Here is a 15,875-nt window from a genome sequence, read left to right on the forward strand (position 1 = left end):
GGCAGAGTCTACTCCCCCGGGAAGTCAGACCTCGACATCGATCCACAGTCCCTTGCGCGGCGCGGCCTGCACGCCTTCACCCAACTCTTCGACTTCTTCCAGCTCCTCCAGCGCCTCGCCCTCGGGCGTGCCGTCGGCCTGTTCGCGACGCTTGCGTCGGCGCTGGTACTCGTCCTTGAGCGCCTGCTCGTCCGGCCGGCGCTCCAGCTCCACGCCAGCGTTGCCGGCACTGGGCGCAGGTGGGGTCACCGGGGTGACATCCGGTCGCGGCCTGGGCACGTCCTGCTGGGCAGTGACGGGGGCAAAATGGGTCGGTACAAGTGGCAGCATCGGGATGCTCCTGCGCCGAAGCTCGGTGGGAAGTCCTCTGGTCAGGCTATCGGCGCAAGCGCTAGAGACTTGAGCCCGCCTCGCTACACTTTCTTCGATTCGCGATGAATCTGCCGTGAAACCCGGCACCTGCCGGCGGCACCAGCGACATTTCGGACGACCGGAGGCGTCGATCGCCATCGCTGAACGCTGCGCGTTCCGGTACCATAGCCGGCTTTTTTTGGGAGGTGTCCATGGCGCAGTATCAACCCGGTCAACGCTGGATCAGTGACAGTGAAGCGGAACTTGGGCTGGGGACCATCCTCGCTCTGGACGGCCGCATGCTCACGGTGCTCTATCCGGCTACCGGTGATACCCGCCAGTACGCCGAGCGCAATGCGCCGCTGACCCGCGTGCGCTTCGCACCGGGCGATGAGATCACCCATTTCGAAGGCTGGAAGATGACCGTCCGCGAAGTGGACGAGATCGACGGCCTGCTGATCTACCACGGCCTGACCGCGCAGAACGAGCAGCACACCGTCCCGGAAACCCAGCTGTCGAACTTCATCCAGTTCCGCCTGGCCAGCGACCGCCTGTTCGCCGGGCAGATCGACCCGATGTCCTGGTTCGGCCTGCGCTATCACACCCTGGAACACCGCACCCGCCTGCTGCAATCCTCGCTCTGGGGCCTGGGCGGCGCCCGCGCGCAACCCATCGCCCACCAGTTGCACATCGCCCGCGAAGTCGCCGACCGCATGGCGCCGCGCGTTCTGCTGGCCGACGAAGTGGGCCTGGGCAAGACCATCGAAGCGGGCCTGGTGATTCACCGCCAACTGCTCTCCGGCCGCGCCAGCCGCGTGCTGATCCTGGTGCCGGAGAACCTGCAGCACCAGTGGCTGGTGGAAATGCGCCGGCGCTTCAACCTGGAAGTCGCGCTGTTCGACCGCGAGCGTTTCGTCGAGAGCGATGCCAGCAATCCCTTCGAGGACACCCAGTTGGCGCTGGTGGCGCTGGAATGGCTGCGCGAGGACGAGAAGGCCCAGGACGCGCTGTTCGCCGCCGAATGGGACCTGCTGGTGGTCGACGAGGCCCACCACCTCGTGTGGCACCCGGAACAGGCCAGCCCGGAATACCAGTTGGTCGAGCAACTCTCTCAGGTCATCCCCGGCGTGCTGCTGCTCACCGCGACCCCGGAACAGCTCGGCCTGGACAGCCACTTCGCCCGCCTGCGCCTGCTCGACCCGGACCGTTTCCACGACCTGGAAGCCTTCCGCAGCGAAAGCAGCCAGTACCGCCCGGTGGCCGAAGCGGTGCAGGAGCTGGTCGACCAGGGCACCCTCTCCCCTGCCGCGCGCCAGGCCATCCACGGCTTCCTCGGCAGCGAGGGTGACGAACTGCTGGCCAGCGTCGAGGGCGGCAACGAAGAATCCCGCGCCCGCCTGGTGCGCGAGCTGCTCGACCGCCACGGCACCGGCCGCGTGCTGTTCCGCAACACCCGTGCCGCCGTGCAGGGTTTCCCGGAGCGCCAACTGCATCCTTACGTACTGACCAACCCGATCGAGTACATGGAACTGCCGCTGGGCGAGCACCCGGACCTCTACCCGGAAGTCAGCTTCCAGGCCCAGGCCGACGACGGCGACGAGAACAACCGCTGGTGGCGCTTCGACCCGCGCGTCGAGTGGCTGATCGACACCCTGAAGATGCTCAAGCAGTACAAGGTGCTGGTGATCTGCGCCCACGCCGAGACCGCCATGGACCTGGGCGACGCCCTGCGCCTGAAGTCCGGCATCCCGGCCACCGTGTTCCACGAAGGCATGAGCATCCTCGAACGCGACCGCGCCGCCGCCTACTTCGCCGATGAAGAGTTCGGCGCCCAGGTGCTGGTCTGCTCGGAAATCGGCAGCGAAGGCCGCAACTTCCAGTTCGCCCATCACCTGGTGCTGTTCGACCTGCCGGCCCACCCGGACCAGCTGGAACAGCGCATCGGCCGCCTGGACCGGATCGGCCAGAAGCACACCATCCAGATCCACGTCCCGCACCTGGAAAACAGCCCGCAGGAACGTCTGTTCCAGTGGTACCACCAGGCGCTGAACGCCTTCCTCAACACCTGCCCCACCGGCAACGCCCTGCAGCACCGCTTCGGCCCGCGCCTGGTGGAACTGCTGGACGGCGGCGACGATGACGCCTTCGAGGCCCTGCTGACCGAAGGCACCGCTGCTCGCGAGGCGCTGGAAGCCGAGATGCACAACGGCCGCGACCGCCTGCTGGAGCTCAACTCCGGTGGCGCCGGCGAAGGCGAGGCGCTGGTGGCGGAGATCGAGGAACAGGACGACCAGTTCGCCCTGCCGATCTACATGGAGCGCCTGTTCGACACCTATGGCATCGACAGCGAGGACCATTCCGAGAACGCCCTGATCCTGCGTCCGAGCGAGAAGATGCTCGACGCCAGCTTCCCGCTGGGCGACGACGAAGGCGTGACCGTCACCTACGACCGCGGCCAGGCCCTGGCCCGCGAAGACATGCAGTTCCTCACCTGGGAACACCCCATGGTGCAGGGCGGCATGGACCTGGTGCTGTCCGGCTCGCTGGGCAATACCTCGGTGGCGCTGATCAAGAACAAGGCACTCAAGCCCGGTACCGTGCTGCTGGAACTGCTGTTCGTCAGCGAGGCCGTGGCACCGCGCAAGCTGCAGCTCGGCCGCTTCCTGCCGCCAGTGGCGCTGCGCTGCCTGATGGACGCCAACGGCAACGACCTGTCCTCGCGCGTGTCCTTCGACACCCTGAACGACCAGCTGGAAAGCGTGCCGCGCGCCAGCGCCAACAAGTTCGTGCAGGCCCAGCGCGACGTGCTGGCGAAGCAATTCTCCGTGGCCGAGACCAAGATCACCCCGCGCCATGCCGAGCGCGTGGAGCTGGCTCGCCAGCAGTTGAAAGCGACCCTGGACGAAGAGCTGGCGCGCCTGACCGCGCTCAAGGCCGTCAACCCCAGCGTGCGTGACAGCGAGCTGGATGCCCTGCGCAAGCAGCGTGACGACAGCCTGGCGATGCTGGACAAGGCCTCGCTGCGCCTGGAGGCGATCCGCGTGCTGGTCGCCGGCTGATCGCGGCAACGCTGAAATGAAGAAGCCGCCACCGGACAACCGGTGGCGGCTTTTTTCATGGGCACCTGTCCATGCTGGCCTGTGTCAGAGCGGGCTCCGTCCGCGATGTCGAATCGGCGGCTCCGTGGGCAAGACAGGCGCATGGACGACACGATCGCGGACAGAGTCTGCTCCCACGCCCCGCACCACCGAAACACCGCGTTACGCCGCTCTATTCCCGGCACATTCGGGCACACCGACTACCATTGACGCTGCGCAAGGGATTCTCGCCCATGGGGGGATAGAGTTTCCCTACCAAGCCACTCATTGAGGGAACACATCATGTACGAGCGCATTCTGGTAGCGGTGGACGGCAGCCCGGTTTCCGACCGAGCCCTGGTCGAAGCGGCCAAGCTGGCCCAACTGAGCGGCGGCGAGCTGCGCGTTATCACCATCGTCGACAGCCCGCTGCGCCATCTGCCCGACTACGCGGTGTACTACAACCCGGAGCCGCTGCGCGAAGCCGCGCTGAAGGCCGCCGATGACATCCTCGGCAAGGCGAAGGAGAAGATCGCTGAGTTCCCGGTGAAAACCAGCTTCGAGCGGGTCTGCCAGGAGCGCGCCAGCGAGGAAATCGCCGAGCGCATCGAGATCGAGGCCGAAGCCTCCAAGGCCGATGTCATCGTCATGGGCACCCACGGCCGTCGTGGCGTACGCCGCCTGATGCTGGGCAGCGTGGCCGAAGGCCTGCTGCGCGTCAGCAACCGCCCGGTGCTGCTGGTTCGCGAGAAGTAACAGCCCCGGCAAACAAAAGGCCCTGCGGCTTTTGCCGCAGGGCCTTTTTCATGGCCGCCGTTCAGGTCGGCGCTTCAGTCATTGCGAAGCGGTCATGGCGCGTTTGCAGGTGTGGAAGATGTCCAGGTCCGGCTGGTACAGGCTGGTCTGCACACCGTAAAGCCCGAGCACCGAATGGAACAGGTTGTCATGGCTCAGCTCGTCGCCGCCGGCTTTCTTCTCCAGGCAGCCGCGATCGACGCCCATTCCACCCAGCGCTCCGTTGCCGAACCACATCACCATCGGCACGTGGGTCTGTGCTTTCGGCGCGATGGCATAGGGCGCGGCGTGCAGATATACGCCGTTCTCGCCCAGCGACTCACCGTGGTCGGAGACGTAGAGCATCGAGGTATCGAAGCGTCCCTCGTTGTGCTTGAGCAGCTCCACGACCTTGGACAGGAAGTAGTCGGTGTAGAGGATGGTGTTGTCGTAGACGTTCACCAGCTCTTCCTTGCTGCAGCTGCCCAACTGGTTGGTATGGCAGACCGGGGTGAAGCGCTCCATGGTCTTCGGATAGCGGTCGTAGTACTCCGGGCCATGGCTGCCGTCGGCGTGCAGGACGATGATCGCGTTGTCCTTCAGGCCATCTATGTAGGCCTGCAGGTCCTGCAGCATGGCTTCGTCAAGGCAGCGATTGCCGTCGCAGAACGGGCCCGGCTGATTCTTCGAGATATCGCGGCTGGGCACGCGCAGGCAGGTGCCCTTGCAATCGCTGTTGTTGTCCAGCCAGAGCACCGACACGCCGACTCGCTGGAGGATGTCCAGCAGCCCCTGGTTGGTCTTGCCTTTCTTGTCGCTGTAGTCCTCGCGAGGGAACTTCGAGAACATGCAGGGCACGGAAACCGCCGTCGACGTACCGCAGGAGCTGACGTTGGTGAAGTTGAGGATATCGAGCTTCTTCAACTCCGGGTTGGTCTCGCGCTCATAGCCGTTGAGTGAGAAATGGTCCGCACGGGCGGTTTCGCCGACCACGAAGATCATCAGCGATTTCTTGCCGTCGGCATTCACCTTGCGCGGCATCACCGCGTCCTCGCCGATGGGCTGCACCACCAGGTTTTCCTTGATGCCCAGGCGCTGCTTGGTGAACTTGCTCACCGCATAGATGTAGTTGGTCGGGTTGATGAAGTGCGTCAGCTTCTCTTCCTGGCGGAATACCGGGGCGTAGGTGGAATAGAACGAACCGACGCACACGGCGACCACCACCAGGCAACCGAAGATGACCAGCACCTTGTTCAGCAGCCCGCGGAAGAATGAGCTGTAGCGTACCGGCGTCAACCAGATGATCACCGCCGGCAGCACGCCCAGCAGAAGCAGGTAGCCGACCATGCGCGCACTGAACAGCGCGGCAGCCTCGCCGGGGTTGGTCTCGATGACGTTCTGCACCATCACGGTATCGATCACGACACCGTAGGAGTTCATGAAGTACGCCGCCGCCGCCGAAACCAGCGCCACCAGGGTCAACGCAGGCTTGAGCAAGGGGCGGAAGGACACCAGGGTCAGCAACAGCGTGAAGGCGGCCCAGAGGAACAAGGCGAACGAGGCGAAGAACGCCACGCCCCACAGGCCCTCCATGGGCACCAGGCTGTTCAGGGCCCGCCAGGTGGCGAAGTTGTAGAACAACACCAGTGCCAGCGAGAACAGCAGGACCAGCCTTGCAGAGCTGACCTGGGGGAAGAGGCGGCGCTTGCCCTCGGACATCGAGCGCACTCCTTACATCGATAGTCGGATAGAAAATGGGATGGCCGACGCTGCCGGCCGGCGGCGCAACTCTAGCGGGCAATTAGTCAAAAAAGTGTCAATTTCGAAACACTGCCCGTCCTTCAGAATCTGGACAATATCAAAGCAGAACCTGGCACTACCGTACGTCGTTTCGTATTAACCAGTTTGTCGGAAAAGACCGTCAGACCTTGCGAGCCGCAGACAGCTTCCTAGACTCACATCAAAGTGATATCAATTCGCCAACTACCTCCCTCGACATCTGGAGCATCCCGCCCATGGACTGGCAGAAGGACGCCTTACCCGATGCTGTGCTGTTGGAGTGCTCTCACAATTCCGGCCTGGTCCTGCTGGCCATCCTCATTGCCTGCGTCGCCAGCTTCGTCGCGCTGAGCATCGCCGCGCGGATGGTCCGCGCGCCGCAACACGCGCACCGTTGGCAGTGGGTCGGCGGCATCTGCCTGGGCAGTGGCATCTGGTCGATGCACTTCGTCGCCATGCTGGCCTTCCACTCCTCCGTGCCGCTGCACTTCACCGGCGGCCTGACACTGATCTCCCTGCTCATCGCCATCGCCATCTGCGTAATCGCCATGCGCCTGCTCGCCCATGCAGGCCTGAGCCCCCTGCAATACCTGCTGGCCGCCTGCTGCATCGGCGCGAGCATCGCCGGCATGCACTACACCGGCATGGCTGCCATCGAGTCGCCGCCGATGCAACACTACGACCCGCTGCTGGTCACCCTGTCGGTGCTGATGGCCGTACTGGTAGCTTTCGTCGCGCTGGTGCTGGCACCGGTGCTCAATCGCCAGCCGGCGGGCCGCCAGTGGCTCTACCAGGTTTTCGCCAGCCTGCTGCTGGGTGGCGCCATCGCCAGCATGCACTTCACCGGCATGGCCGCCCTGACCCTGACCCTGCCCACCTGGGTAGCGCCGGTGGCGGACCTGGGGCGCAACAACGCCATCCAGCTCGGCCTGATGGTCGGCCTGCTGGCCCTCGCCGTGGTGCTCGCCGGGCTCTGGGCGGCCTGGATCGAAGACAGCCTGGAAAGCAAGGAAAGCGAGTTGAGCCGGGTCAACGCCCTGCTCAGCCAACTGGACCACGCCAATGCCTCGCTGCAGCAATTGGCTCGCTTCGACGGCCTCACCGGCCTGCATAACCGCAACGCGCTCAACGAGGAATTCACCGCCCGCTTGCAGCGCAATCGGCAGAAGGGCCAGGGCATGGCGGTCATCCTGCTGGACGTCGATCACTTCAAGCGGGTCAACGATTCCCTTGGCCATGCCGCCGGGGACGAGTTGCTGTGCATCGTTTCCGAGCGCCTGCGCAGTGCGCTGCGCAGCACCGACCTGCTGGCGCGCTTTGGCGGCGACGAGTTCTGCATCCTCGCCGACCTGGGGGAGGACCACGAGGCGCGCATCCTCGCCCAACGCCTGATGCAGCGCATGAAGGAGCCGATCAGCACGGCCGGGCGCAACCTGGTGATGACCATGAGCGTGGGCATCAGCCTGTTCCCCAACGACGGCGATCAACCCGAAGAACTGCTCAAGCACGCGGACCTGGCGCTCTATCAGTCCAAGGGCAACGGCCGCAACGCCACGCACTTCTTCAGCCCGCACCTGAAGACCAAGGCGACCCAGGAACTGCAGCTGGAGGAAGAACTGCGCAAGGCGTTGTGGGACGACGAGCTGGTGCTTTACTACCAGCCGATCCTGCGTATCGATCATGGCGAAGTGGAACAGCTCGAAGCGCTGGTGCGCTGGAAGCACCCTACCCACGGCCTGCTGGCGCCGGACCGCTTCATCGGCCTGGCGACCGCCAATGGCCTGATCGGTGCGCTCGACGCCTGGGTACTGCGCCGCGCCTGCGAGGACCTGCGACGCCTGCACGACCTGGGCTACAAGGACCTGCGGGTAGCGGTGAACTGCTGCGCCAGCAACCTCGGCCGCGAAGGGTTGGTCGATGAAGTCCAGCAGACGCTCGAAGACACCGGCCTTGCCGCGCGCTACCTGGAGATGGAGGTCACCGAAAACGCCGTGATGTCCAATATCAGCCAGGCCGTTCCCTTGCTCAACCGCCTGCGCGAGCTGGGTGTGAGCCTTTCCATCGACGATTTCGGCACCGGTTACTCATCGCTGTCCTACCTGCGCCAGCTGCCGCTGGATGCGCTGAAGGTGGACCGCTCCTTCATCCGCGACGTGCCGCAGTCGCGCCGCGATAGCGAGATCGCCCAGGCGATCATCGCCATGGCGCAGAAGCTGCACCTGAAGGTGATCGCCGAGGGCGTAGAGCACGCGCAGCAACTGGCGTTCCTGCGCGACAACCATTGCGAGCTGGCCCAGGGTTACCTGTTCAGCCGCCCGCTGCCCCTCTCCGCGCTGGTGGAATTCCTCGAGGCCTACCGCGAAGACAGCGACACAGCCTTGCTGCGCAATCAGGCCTAACTGCGGGGTTACTCAGAAGTCGAATTTCCCCGCACGCCAGCGCGGCAGCCAGCGCAGGGAGTCGGCGGTGGTGCCGGTGGGGCGGTACTCCGCGCCCAGCCAGCCGTCGTAGCCGACGTCGTCGAGCACCTGCAGCGGTACTTCGAATTCCATCTCGCCCGAGCCCGGTTCGCCGCGCTCGGGGTAGTCGGCGAACTGCACGTGGCCGATCTGGCCCATCAGCGCGTAGATGCAATCCACCAGCTCCAGGCCCATGCGCGCCATGTGGTAGAGGTCCAGCTGCGCACGCAGGTTTTCCCGCGCCACGCGCTCGAGCATGTCCTGCAGGTGCTCCGGGGTATTGAGCAGGAAATCCTTCATGTCATGGCAGTTGATGGCTTCCATCAGCACGTCGGTGCCCGTGCCGGCGAAGGCATCGCAGGTGCTGCGCAGGCGCTCGGCCAGGGTCTGCAGAGCAACCTCGCGCTCCTGCCCCTCGACCAGCCGGCCGGCCAGCACGTTGACGTGCTGCGGCTTGACGATGCGCGCGTAGTCCAGCGCCTTGGCCAGCGCCGCCTCGAACTCCGCCGCGCGCTCCGGCACAGCGGCAATGCCCGGGCCGCCCTGCATCAGGTCGCCGGCCGGCAGGTTGATGAGGATCAGCGGCAGGCCGGCGTCGTCCAGCGCGGCTTTCAGGTCCTGCGCGGGGACGTCGTACGGGAACTGGATCTCCACGCCCTCGAAACCGGCCTTGGCGGCGGCGTCGATACGCTGCAGCAGCGGGACTTCGGTAAACAGCAGGGACAGGTTGGCGCAGAGTTTCATGCGGGAAATTCCTTCGAAAGACGGTATTGCTCGACCAGGGTAGCCGGGTCGCGTTCAAGATTGCCCTGGCTGCCGTGCAGGCGCATCAGTTGCGCGGCGAGGCCGCTCATGGGCGTGGCCGAGCCTTCCTCGCGGGAAAGCTTCACGGCAGTGTCTAGGTCCTTGAGCAGCGTGCGCACGTGCCACTTCACCGGCTCGAACTGGCTCTGCGCCATCTGCGGAGCCAGGATCTGCAAGGGTTTGGAATCGGCGAAACCGCCGGCCAGGGCGGGCGCGATCAGGCTGGCATCGACGCCAGACTTCTCCGCCAGCGCCACCACTTCGGCGATCACCAGCGCATTACAGGCGACGATCATCTGGTTGCACACCTTGGTCACCTGCCCGGCGCCGACATCGCCCATGCGCGTCAGGCGCTGGCCGAGATGGGCCAGGATCGGCCGCACGCGCTCGATGTCCTCGACGCGCCCGCCCGCCATGATTGCCAGCGTACCGGCTTCGGCGCCCGGCGTACCGCCGGAGACCGGCGCGTCGACCCAGCGCATGCCGGTGTGCGCTTCCAGCTCGGCGGCCATCTCGCGGGTGGCGGCCGGTTCCAGGCTGGAGAAGTCCACCAGCACCTGGCCTGCACGAGCGCCTTCGACGATGCCGCCAGCACCGAACACCACTTCGCGCACGGCGGCAGTATCGGCCAGGCAGAGCATCACCACCTCGGCATCCGCGCACAGGTCCGCAGGCCTTTCCACGGCCCTGGCGCCCTCTGCCGCAAGCAGCTCACGCTTGCCAGCGGAGCGATTCCACACGGTCAACGGATAGCCGGCAGCGAGCAGGCGTCGCGACATGGGCACGCCCATCAGGCCGAGGCCGGCGAAGGCAAGGGAGGGAATGGCGGACGACATGGACAATCTCCAGTACAGAGGCGGGAAAAGTACGGGGATCGGCATTCTAACAGGCGCCGGTCACTGCCGGCCGAAGGCGCCGCGACGAAACCGCAGGGCAGCCAAACAGTCGCGCCGCCACTATACTCCCGGAGTTTTTTCCGCCATTGACCCGGAGAACTCTCCCCATGCTCAAACGCACCCTGGCGCTCGCCGCCGGTTTCGCTCTGTCCCTGTCCGCTGTTCTCGCCCACGCCGATACACCGAAGGAACTCAAGGTCTCCGCCATCCCCGACGAAGCCCCGACCGAGCTGCTGCGCAAGTTCAAGCCGCTGGGCGCCTACCTTGAAGAGCAACTGGGCATGCCGGTGAAGTTCATCCCGGTGTCCGACTACGCCGGCGTGGTCGAAGCCCTGGCTTCGGATCGCCTGGACATGGCCTGGCTGGGCGGCTTCACCTTCGTCCAGGCGCGCCTGAAGACCGGCAACGCCATCCCGCTGGTGCAGCGCGAGCAGGACCAGCAGTTCACCAGCAAATTCATCACCGCCGACCCGAATGTGAAATCGATCCAGGACCTCAAGGGCAAGACCTTCGCCTTCGGCTCGGTATCGTCCACCTCCGGCAGCCTGATGCCGCGCTACTTCATGCAGAAGGACGGCGTGGTGCCCGAGCAGTTCTTCTCCCGCGTCGCCTATTCCGGCGCCCACGACGCCACCGTTGCCTGGGTCCAGGCCGGCAAGGTCGACGCTGGCGTGCTCAACGCTTCGGTCTGGCAGAAGCTGGTGGACAGCGGCAAGGTCGACACCAGCAAGGTGAAGGTCTTCGCCACTACACCGACCTACTACGACTACAACTGGACCGTGCGCGGCAACCTCGATCCGGCCCTGGCCGAGAAGATCAAGAAAGCCTTCCTCGCCCTCGACCCGAGCAAGCCGCGCGACAAGGAAATCCTCGACCTGCAGGCGGCCAGCCGCTTCATCGAGACCCAGCCTGACAACTACAAGGGCATCGAGGAATCGGCGCGCGCCGCCGGCCTGCTGAAGTGACCCTGAAACTGACCGGCGTGGAGCACATCCACGCCAATGGCCAGCGCTCGCTCGCCGGTATCGACCTCAGTGTCGATACCGGTGAACGGGTGGCGATCATCGGCCCTTCGGGCGCCGGCAAGACCACCCTGCTGCGCATCCTGGCTACCGCCCTGCATCCCTCGGCGGGGCGCTACGAGCTGCTCGACGCCCAGCCCTGGACGCTGGGTGCCGGCGCGCGCCAGCGCCTGCGTGCCCGCATCGCGCTGATTCACCAGGCCCCGCCGCTGCCGCCGCGCCAGCGCGTGGTCACCGCCGTGCTCGCTGGCCGTCTCGGCCAGTGGCCGTTGTGGAAGAGCCTGGCCAGCCTGCTCTACCCCATCGACAGCGCCGGCGCCCGCAGCGAATTGCAGCGCCTGGACCTGGGCGACAAGCTCTTCGAACGTTGCGACAAGCTTTCCGGCGGCCAGTTGCAACGCGTCGGCATCGCCCGTGCGCTGTACCAGCAGGCTGAAGTGCTGCTGGCGGATGAACCCGTCTCGGCCATGGACCCCGTGCTCGCCGGCCACACCCTCGGCGTGCTTACCCGCGAAGCGCAGGACCGTGGCGTAACCCTGCTGGCCAGCCTCCATGCGGTCGAGCTCGCCCTGCAGCACTTCCCGCGCATAGTCGGAATACGCGACGGTCGCATCGCCTTCGACAAGGCAGCACAGCACATCACTCCCGATGACCTGCGCACCCTCTACGCCAACGAGCAGCTCGGCCAGCAGGGCGTTTCCTCGCCGGAAGGCAGGCCTGTGGTGGTGCAGATCCCGCGATGCTGAACCCTGCTCTGTCGAAGACTTCGCCCCGCGATCCGGCGGCGCTGCCGCGCCTGCTGCTCACCCTGCTCGCCCTCGCCCTGCTGTGGCCTGGAGTGCGCCTGTCCGAACTGGATATCGCCGGCCTGTTCAGCGGCGACAACGCGCGGACCATGGCGAACTTCCTCGCAGGCTTCTGGCCGCCGGCCCATGACGAGGAATTCCTCGCCCTGCTCGGCCGAGCCACCCTGGAAACCCTGGCCATCGCCACCGCCGGCATGGCCCTGGCCTGGTTGATCGCCTTCCCCGCCGCGTTGCTGGCAACCCGCGCGCTGTCGATCTCCGCCCTGCCCCGCGGCGGACTGCCGGCCTGGTGGGCGCGCGCGCTGCGCTGGCCGGTGCGCGGCCTGCTGATCGTGCTGCGCAGCGTGCCGGAGATCGTCTGGGCGCTGCTGTTCGTCCGCGCCGTGGGCCTGGGCCCCACCGCTGGCGTGCTGGCCATCGCCATCACCTACGGCGGCATGCTCGGCAAGGTCTACGCGGAAATCTTCGAATCGGTGGACCCGCGACCGACGCGCGCCGTGCTGCTGGGCGGCGGCTCGCGGTTGCAGGCCTTCGCCTACGGCGTACTGCCCTCGGCGGCGGCGGAACTGATTTCCTACACCGTCTACCGCTGGGAGTGCGCGATCCGCGCCTCGGTGGTGATGGGCTTCGTCGGCGCCGGCGGCCTCGGCCAGCAGATCGACCTGTCGCTGCGCATGTTCGCCGGCGGCGAAGTGGCGAGCATCCTGCTGACCTTCCTGGTCCTGGTGCTGGGTGCCGACCTGCTCAGCCGCTTCCTGCGCGGGAGGCTCGAATGACCGGCCTGCTGCGCAGCCTGGGCTGGCTGCTGCTGATCCTGCTCGCCATCGGCGCGTCCTTCGCCTACCTGGAGATGGACAGCGGCGGCCTGTTCGACGCGCGCGGCCTGGGCCAGATGCTCGATTACGGGCGCGATTTCCTCTCGCCGGACCTGAGCGCAACGCACCTCGCGGCAGTCGGGCGCGGCGCCCTGGAGACCCTGGCCATGTCGGCCATCGGCACCCTGCTCGCAGCGCTGCTGGGCATGCTGCTGGCGCTGCCCGCGGCCGGGCGCTTCGGGCGTATTGCGCAGAGCCTCTCGCGGCTGCTGCTCAACGCCCTGCGCGCGGTGCCAGAGCTGGTCTGGGGTGCGCTGATGGTGCTGGCCGCCGGCCTGGGCCCGAACGCTGGCACGCTCGCACTGGCCCTGCACACCGGCGGCGTGCTCGGTCGGCTGTTCGCCGAGGCGCTGGAGAATACCCCGAGCGCCCCGGCAGAGGCCGTGCGCCTGGGCGGTGGCGGACGCGTCGCTGCATTCGCCTACGGCACCCTGCCGGCCGTCTGGCCGCAACTGGTGGCGTACATGCTCTACCGCTGGGAGAACAACATCCGCATGGCCAGCGTGCTTGGCTTCGTCGGCGCGGGCGGGCTGGGGCAGATGCTGTATTTCAGCCTCAGCCTGTTCCAGCAGGCCCAGGCGGCGACCGTGATCCTCGCCATGCTGCTTCTGGTGCTGTGTGTGGATTCGCTCAGCGCCTGGGCGCGGCAGCACTGGGTGAGCCATTAGCGCTGGTAGAAGCGAGTGGGACGCCCGGTTCTTGCTCGCGAACCGCCTCACGACCAAGTCACCGGTGAATCCGTTCGCGAGCAAGCTCGCTCCTACCGGTAAACCGCCGGCGCCTGGCGGGACTGAACTGCACGCAATAAAAAGCCCGGCACACAGGCCGGGCTTTTTATTGCGTACGTGGGTTACGAGTCGCCGTGGATCACCTTGTCCAGGTCGATCGGGTCGCCGGGCTGGGTGCCGAGCTTCTGACGGATGTCCTCGAACATCGCGTCGTATTCCTTGTGGTTGCGCACCATCGAGCCGAATCGCGGGTGCAGGCCATGCTTCTGCGCGATGCGGGTGGCATCGCTGGCGAAATTGAAGGCCTGTTCCTTGGGCATGTCCCATTCTTCGGTGAAGGCATTGCCGTCGATTTCGCCCTTCATGACGAAGTGAACGATGGTGCCTTTTTCCACATCCTTGCGGACTTCATAGTTGATGTGAGCGTCGATCTCCTGCTGCCCCAGCCCCGGCAGGGACTGGAGATGCAGATGGCCCGGTTCGAACATGGCGAATCTCCTTCTATGGAATCCCGACAGTCTAGCCGGCCTTTGCGAATTGGAAATCGCCCTGTGTCAGTGCACGGACTCTTTTCGAACTCTTTCTTGTACCAGCACCCAGGGGGCGATCACTACCGCCCAGAGCTCCGGGTCACGGTCGAGAAAATCCTGCGCCAGTTTTTCGTCGACCTTGCTCAGCTCACCACTGGCCAGCCAGGCCGACACCTTCGCCCTGTCGTCCTCGGCCACGCCCATCGCGACCTCCACCAGATCGGCAGAACCCGCGACCTTGAGCAGGTTGCCGCGGGCAAAGAAGGGCGCGAGCTCCTGCCAGGAAATCTTCGCGGTTTCGCCAAGCAACTTGGCATAGAGGGTGCTAGCTTCTTCTGTCATGGATCTCACCTGGTAAACGAACGGCGCCATGATAGCGCCGAGACCGCGCCAGGCAAGGTTCGGACGGCGTTTTCCATGGTGACGGAAAACCCATGGGGATAAGTCGGAAGGCGCCGTTTTTCTGTACGTTTGTTTCAATCTTGCGACATGCCCACAATCGGCTGTCCGCCCCCCGCTTTTCAAGCGGTCCGGCGGCACTCTACACTGTACCGGTACAGTTGCCGGTGGGCCTGTCCGGGGCAATCCCGGTCCGGTAGCCCTTCGGCCACCAGGACTACAAAAACGAAAACACAAGAAGAGTGGAGCACTATGAAAAAGGGTACTCAGCGTCTTTCCCAGCTGTTCACCGCCATGGCTCTGGCCGGCGTTGCCAGCTTCTCCATGGCCGCCGACACCATCAAGATCGCTCTGGCCGGCCCGGTGACCGGCGCAGTCGCCCAGTATGGGGAGATGCAGTTCATTGGCGCGAAAATGGCCATTGAGCAGATCAACAAGGCCGGCGGCGTCGACGGCAAGCAACTCGAAGGCGTGGTCTACGACGACGCTTGCGACCCGAAACAAGCCGTGGCCGTTGCCAACAAGATCGTCAACGATGGCGTCAAGTTCGTCGTTGGCCACCTGTGCTCCAGCTCCACTCAACCGGCTTCGGACATCTACGAAGACGAAGGCGTGCTGATGATCACCGCCGCGTCCACCAGCCCGGACATCACTTCCCGCGGCTACAAGCTGATCTTCCGCACCATCGGTCTGGACAGCCTGCAGGGCCCGACCGCCGGCAAGTTCATCGCCGAGCACATCAAGCCCAAGACCGTGGCCGTGATCCACGACAAGCAGCAGTACGGCGAAGGCATCGCCACTGCCGTGAAGAAGACCCTGGAAGGCGCCGGCATCAAGGTCGCCCTGTTCGAAGGCATCAACGCCGGCGACAAGGACTTCTCCGCGATGATCGCCAAGCTCAAGCAGGCCAAGGTCGACTTCGTCTACTACGGCGGCTACCACCCGGAGCTGGGCCTGATCCTGCGCCAGGCTGCCGAGAAAGGCCTGAAAGTCGGCTTCATGGGCCCGGAAGGCGTGGGTAACAAGGAAATCTCCGCCATCGCCGGTCCGGCTTCCGAAGGCCTGTACGTGACCCTGCCGAAGTCCTTCGACCAGGATCCGAAGAACCAGGCCCTGGTTGACGCCTTCAAGGCCAAGAACGAAGACCCGAGCGGTCCGTTCGTGTTCCCGGCCTACGCCGCGGTCCAGGTCATCGCCGAAGGCATCAAGAAAGCCGGCAGCGAGGACACCGACAAGGTAGCCGCCGCTCTGCGCGCCAATACCTTCGCGACCCCGACCGGTGACCTGGCCTTCGACGAGAAGGGCGACCTGAAGAACTTCAACTTCGTGGTCTACCAGTGGCACAAGGACGGCACCAAGACCGAAGCCAAGTAAG

Annotated in this window: 14 protein-coding genes; 8 read left to right on the plus strand and 6 right to left on the minus strand. The window is 65.4% G+C overall.

Annotated elements, in window-relative coordinates:
* Positions 1 to 24: 24 nt before the first annotated feature.
* A complete protein-coding gene (locus RS899_RS19810) occupies positions 25 to 330 on the minus strand; it encodes a hypothetical protein (protein ID WP_054907410.1) in 306 nt (101 codons plus the stop codon).
* A 227-nt stretch (positions 331 to 557) separates the two neighbouring features.
* Between RS899_RS19810 and rapA the strand changes: the two genes are divergently transcribed.
* Together rapA and RS899_RS19820 are read left to right on the plus strand one after the other, a co-directional pair.
* Positions 558 to 3,410, plus strand: a complete 2,853-nt coding sequence (gene rapA / locus RS899_RS19815) for an RNA polymerase-associated protein RapA (RefSeq protein WP_313464710.1) — start codon at positions 558 to 560, stop codon at positions 3,408 to 3,410.
* A gap of 321 nt (positions 3,411 to 3,731) precedes the next feature.
* Positions 3,732 to 4,184 carry a universal stress protein gene (locus RS899_RS19820; protein WP_024764627.1) on the plus strand — a complete coding sequence of 151 codons (453 nt, stop codon included), beginning with the start codon at positions 3,732 to 3,734 and terminating at the stop codon, positions 4,182 to 4,184.
* Positions 4,185 to 4,262: 78 nt separating this feature from the next.
* Here RS899_RS19820 and RS899_RS19825 read toward each other — a convergent pair whose 3' ends face one another.
* Complete coding sequence (locus RS899_RS19825) at positions 4,263 to 5,921, minus strand: phosphoethanolamine transferase (protein ID WP_054907408.1); 1,659 nt, start codon at positions 5,919 to 5,921, stop codon at positions 4,263 to 4,265.
* 296 nt (positions 5,922 to 6,217) lie between these two features.
* Here RS899_RS19825 and RS899_RS19830 point away from each other — a divergent pair, with 296 nt between their 5' ends.
* Entirely contained in the window at positions 6,218 to 8,380 is a 2,163-nt protein-coding gene (locus tag RS899_RS19830) for a putative bifunctional diguanylate cyclase/phosphodiesterase (RefSeq protein WP_315807897.1), read from the plus strand.
* Between the two features lie 12 nt (positions 8,381 to 8,392).
* Here the strand turns inward: RS899_RS19830 and RS899_RS19835 are convergent, their stop codons facing one another.
* Together RS899_RS19835 and RS899_RS19840 are read right to left on the minus strand one after the other, a co-directional pair.
* Positions 8,393 to 9,184, minus strand: a complete 792-nt coding sequence (locus RS899_RS19835; protein WP_054907406.1) for a hydroxypyruvate isomerase family protein — start codon at positions 9,182 to 9,184, stop codon at positions 8,393 to 8,395.
* Complete coding sequence (locus tag RS899_RS19840; protein ID WP_315807898.1) at positions 9,181 to 10,080, minus strand: NAD(P)-dependent oxidoreductase; 900 nt, start codon at positions 10,078 to 10,080, stop codon at positions 9,181 to 9,183. Before RS899_RS19840 ends, RS899_RS19835 begins: the two co-directional genes overlap by 4 nt.
* 167 nt (positions 10,081 to 10,247) lie before the next feature.
* Here RS899_RS19840 and RS899_RS19845 point away from each other — a divergent pair, with 167 nt between their 5' ends.
* From RS899_RS19845 to phnE, 4 genes are read left to right on the plus strand one after another with little or no spacing between them, the layout of a single operon-like run.
* Positions 10,248 to 11,105 (plus strand): putative selenate ABC transporter substrate-binding protein, encoded by an 858-nt coding sequence (locus RS899_RS19845; protein ID WP_315807899.1) that lies wholly within the window; start codon positions 10,248 to 10,250, stop codon positions 11,103 to 11,105.
* Complete coding sequence (locus RS899_RS19850; RefSeq protein ID WP_315807900.1) at positions 11,102 to 11,908, plus strand: phosphonate ABC transporter ATP-binding protein; 807 nt, start codon at positions 11,102 to 11,104, stop codon at positions 11,906 to 11,908. Before RS899_RS19845 ends, RS899_RS19850 begins: the two co-directional genes overlap by 4 nt.
* The gene (locus tag RS899_RS19855; protein ID WP_054907402.1) at positions 11,902 to 12,744 is read left to right on the plus strand and encodes a PhnE/PtxC family ABC transporter permease; all 843 of its coding nucleotides are present in this window, start codon (positions 11,902 to 11,904) and stop codon (positions 12,742 to 12,744) included. The genes RS899_RS19850 and RS899_RS19855 overlap by 7 nt, the downstream gene beginning before the upstream one ends.
* Positions 12,741 to 13,511 carry a phosphonate ABC transporter, permease protein PhnE gene (gene phnE / locus RS899_RS19860; RefSeq protein WP_315807901.1) on the plus strand — a complete coding sequence of 257 codons (771 nt, stop codon included), beginning with the start codon at positions 12,741 to 12,743 and terminating at the stop codon, positions 13,509 to 13,511. Before RS899_RS19855 ends, phnE begins: the two co-directional genes overlap by 4 nt.
* A gap of 182 nt (positions 13,512 to 13,693) precedes the next feature.
* Here the strand turns inward: phnE and RS899_RS19865 are convergent, their stop codons facing one another.
* On the minus strand, positions 13,694 to 14,059 hold the full coding sequence (locus tag RS899_RS19865) for a DUF5064 family protein (RefSeq protein WP_024766898.1): 366 nt from the start codon (positions 14,057 to 14,059) through the stop codon (positions 13,694 to 13,696).
* Between the two features lie 66 nt (positions 14,060 to 14,125).
* The gene (locus RS899_RS19870) at positions 14,126 to 14,443 is read right to left on the minus strand and encodes a DUF2288 domain-containing protein (protein WP_054907401.1); all 318 of its coding nucleotides are present in this window, start codon (positions 14,441 to 14,443) and stop codon (positions 14,126 to 14,128) included.
* Positions 14,444 to 14,752: 309 nt separating this feature from the next.
* Here RS899_RS19870 and RS899_RS19875 point away from each other — a divergent pair, with 309 nt between their 5' ends.
* Positions 14,753 to 15,874, plus strand: a complete 1,122-nt coding sequence (locus RS899_RS19875) for a branched-chain amino acid ABC transporter substrate-binding protein (RefSeq protein ID WP_024766896.1) — start codon at positions 14,753 to 14,755, stop codon at positions 15,872 to 15,874.
* Position 15,875: the final 1 nt, after the last annotated feature.

It is taken from the genome of Pseudomonas sp. C9-3 (assembly GCF_032392015.1).
In the GTDB taxonomy this organism is placed as follows: Bacteria; Pseudomonadota; Gammaproteobacteria; order Pseudomonadales; family Pseudomonadaceae; genus Pseudomonas; species Pseudomonas nitroreducens.

Coding starts and splice junctions, on each gene's coding strand:
- RS899_RS19825 (WP_054907408.1), bottom strand. CDS start 5,921: ATGTCCGAGGGCAAGCGCCGCCTCTTCCCCCAGGTCAGCTCTGCAAGG.
- RS899_RS19830 (WP_315807897.1), top strand. CDS start 6,218: ATGGACTGGCAGAAGGACGCCTTACCCGATGCTGTGCTGTTGGAGTGC.
- RS899_RS19875 (WP_024766896.1), top strand. CDS start 14,753: ATGAAAAAGGGTACTCAGCGTCTTTCCCAGCTGTTCACCGCCATGGCT.
- RS899_RS19845 (WP_315807899.1), top strand. CDS start 10,248: ATGCTCAAACGCACCCTGGCGCTCGCCGCCGGTTTCGCTCTGTCCCTG.
- RS899_RS19865 (WP_024766898.1), bottom strand. CDS start 14,059: ATGTTCGAACCGGGCCATCTGCATCTCCAGTCCCTGCCGGGGCTGGGG.
- RS899_RS19835 (WP_054907406.1), bottom strand. CDS start 9,184: ATGAAACTCTGCGCCAACCTGTCCCTGCTGTTTACCGAAGTCCCGCTG.
- RS899_RS19840 (WP_315807898.1), bottom strand. CDS start 10,080: ATGTCGTCCGCCATTCCCTCCCTTGCCTTCGCCGGCCTCGGCCTGATG.
- RS899_RS19810 (WP_054907410.1), bottom strand. CDS start 330: ATGCTGCCACTTGTACCGACCCATTTTGCCCCCGTCACTGCCCAGCAG.
- RS899_RS19855 (WP_054907402.1), top strand. CDS start 11,902: ATGCTGAACCCTGCTCTGTCGAAGACTTCGCCCCGCGATCCGGCGGCG.
- RS899_RS19870 (WP_054907401.1), bottom strand. CDS start 14,443: ATGACAGAAGAAGCTAGCACCCTCTATGCCAAGTTGCTTGGCGAAACC.
- RS899_RS19820 (WP_024764627.1), top strand. CDS start 3,732: ATGTACGAGCGCATTCTGGTAGCGGTGGACGGCAGCCCGGTTTCCGAC.
- phnE (WP_315807901.1), top strand. CDS start 12,741: ATGACCGGCCTGCTGCGCAGCCTGGGCTGGCTGCTGCTGATCCTGCTC.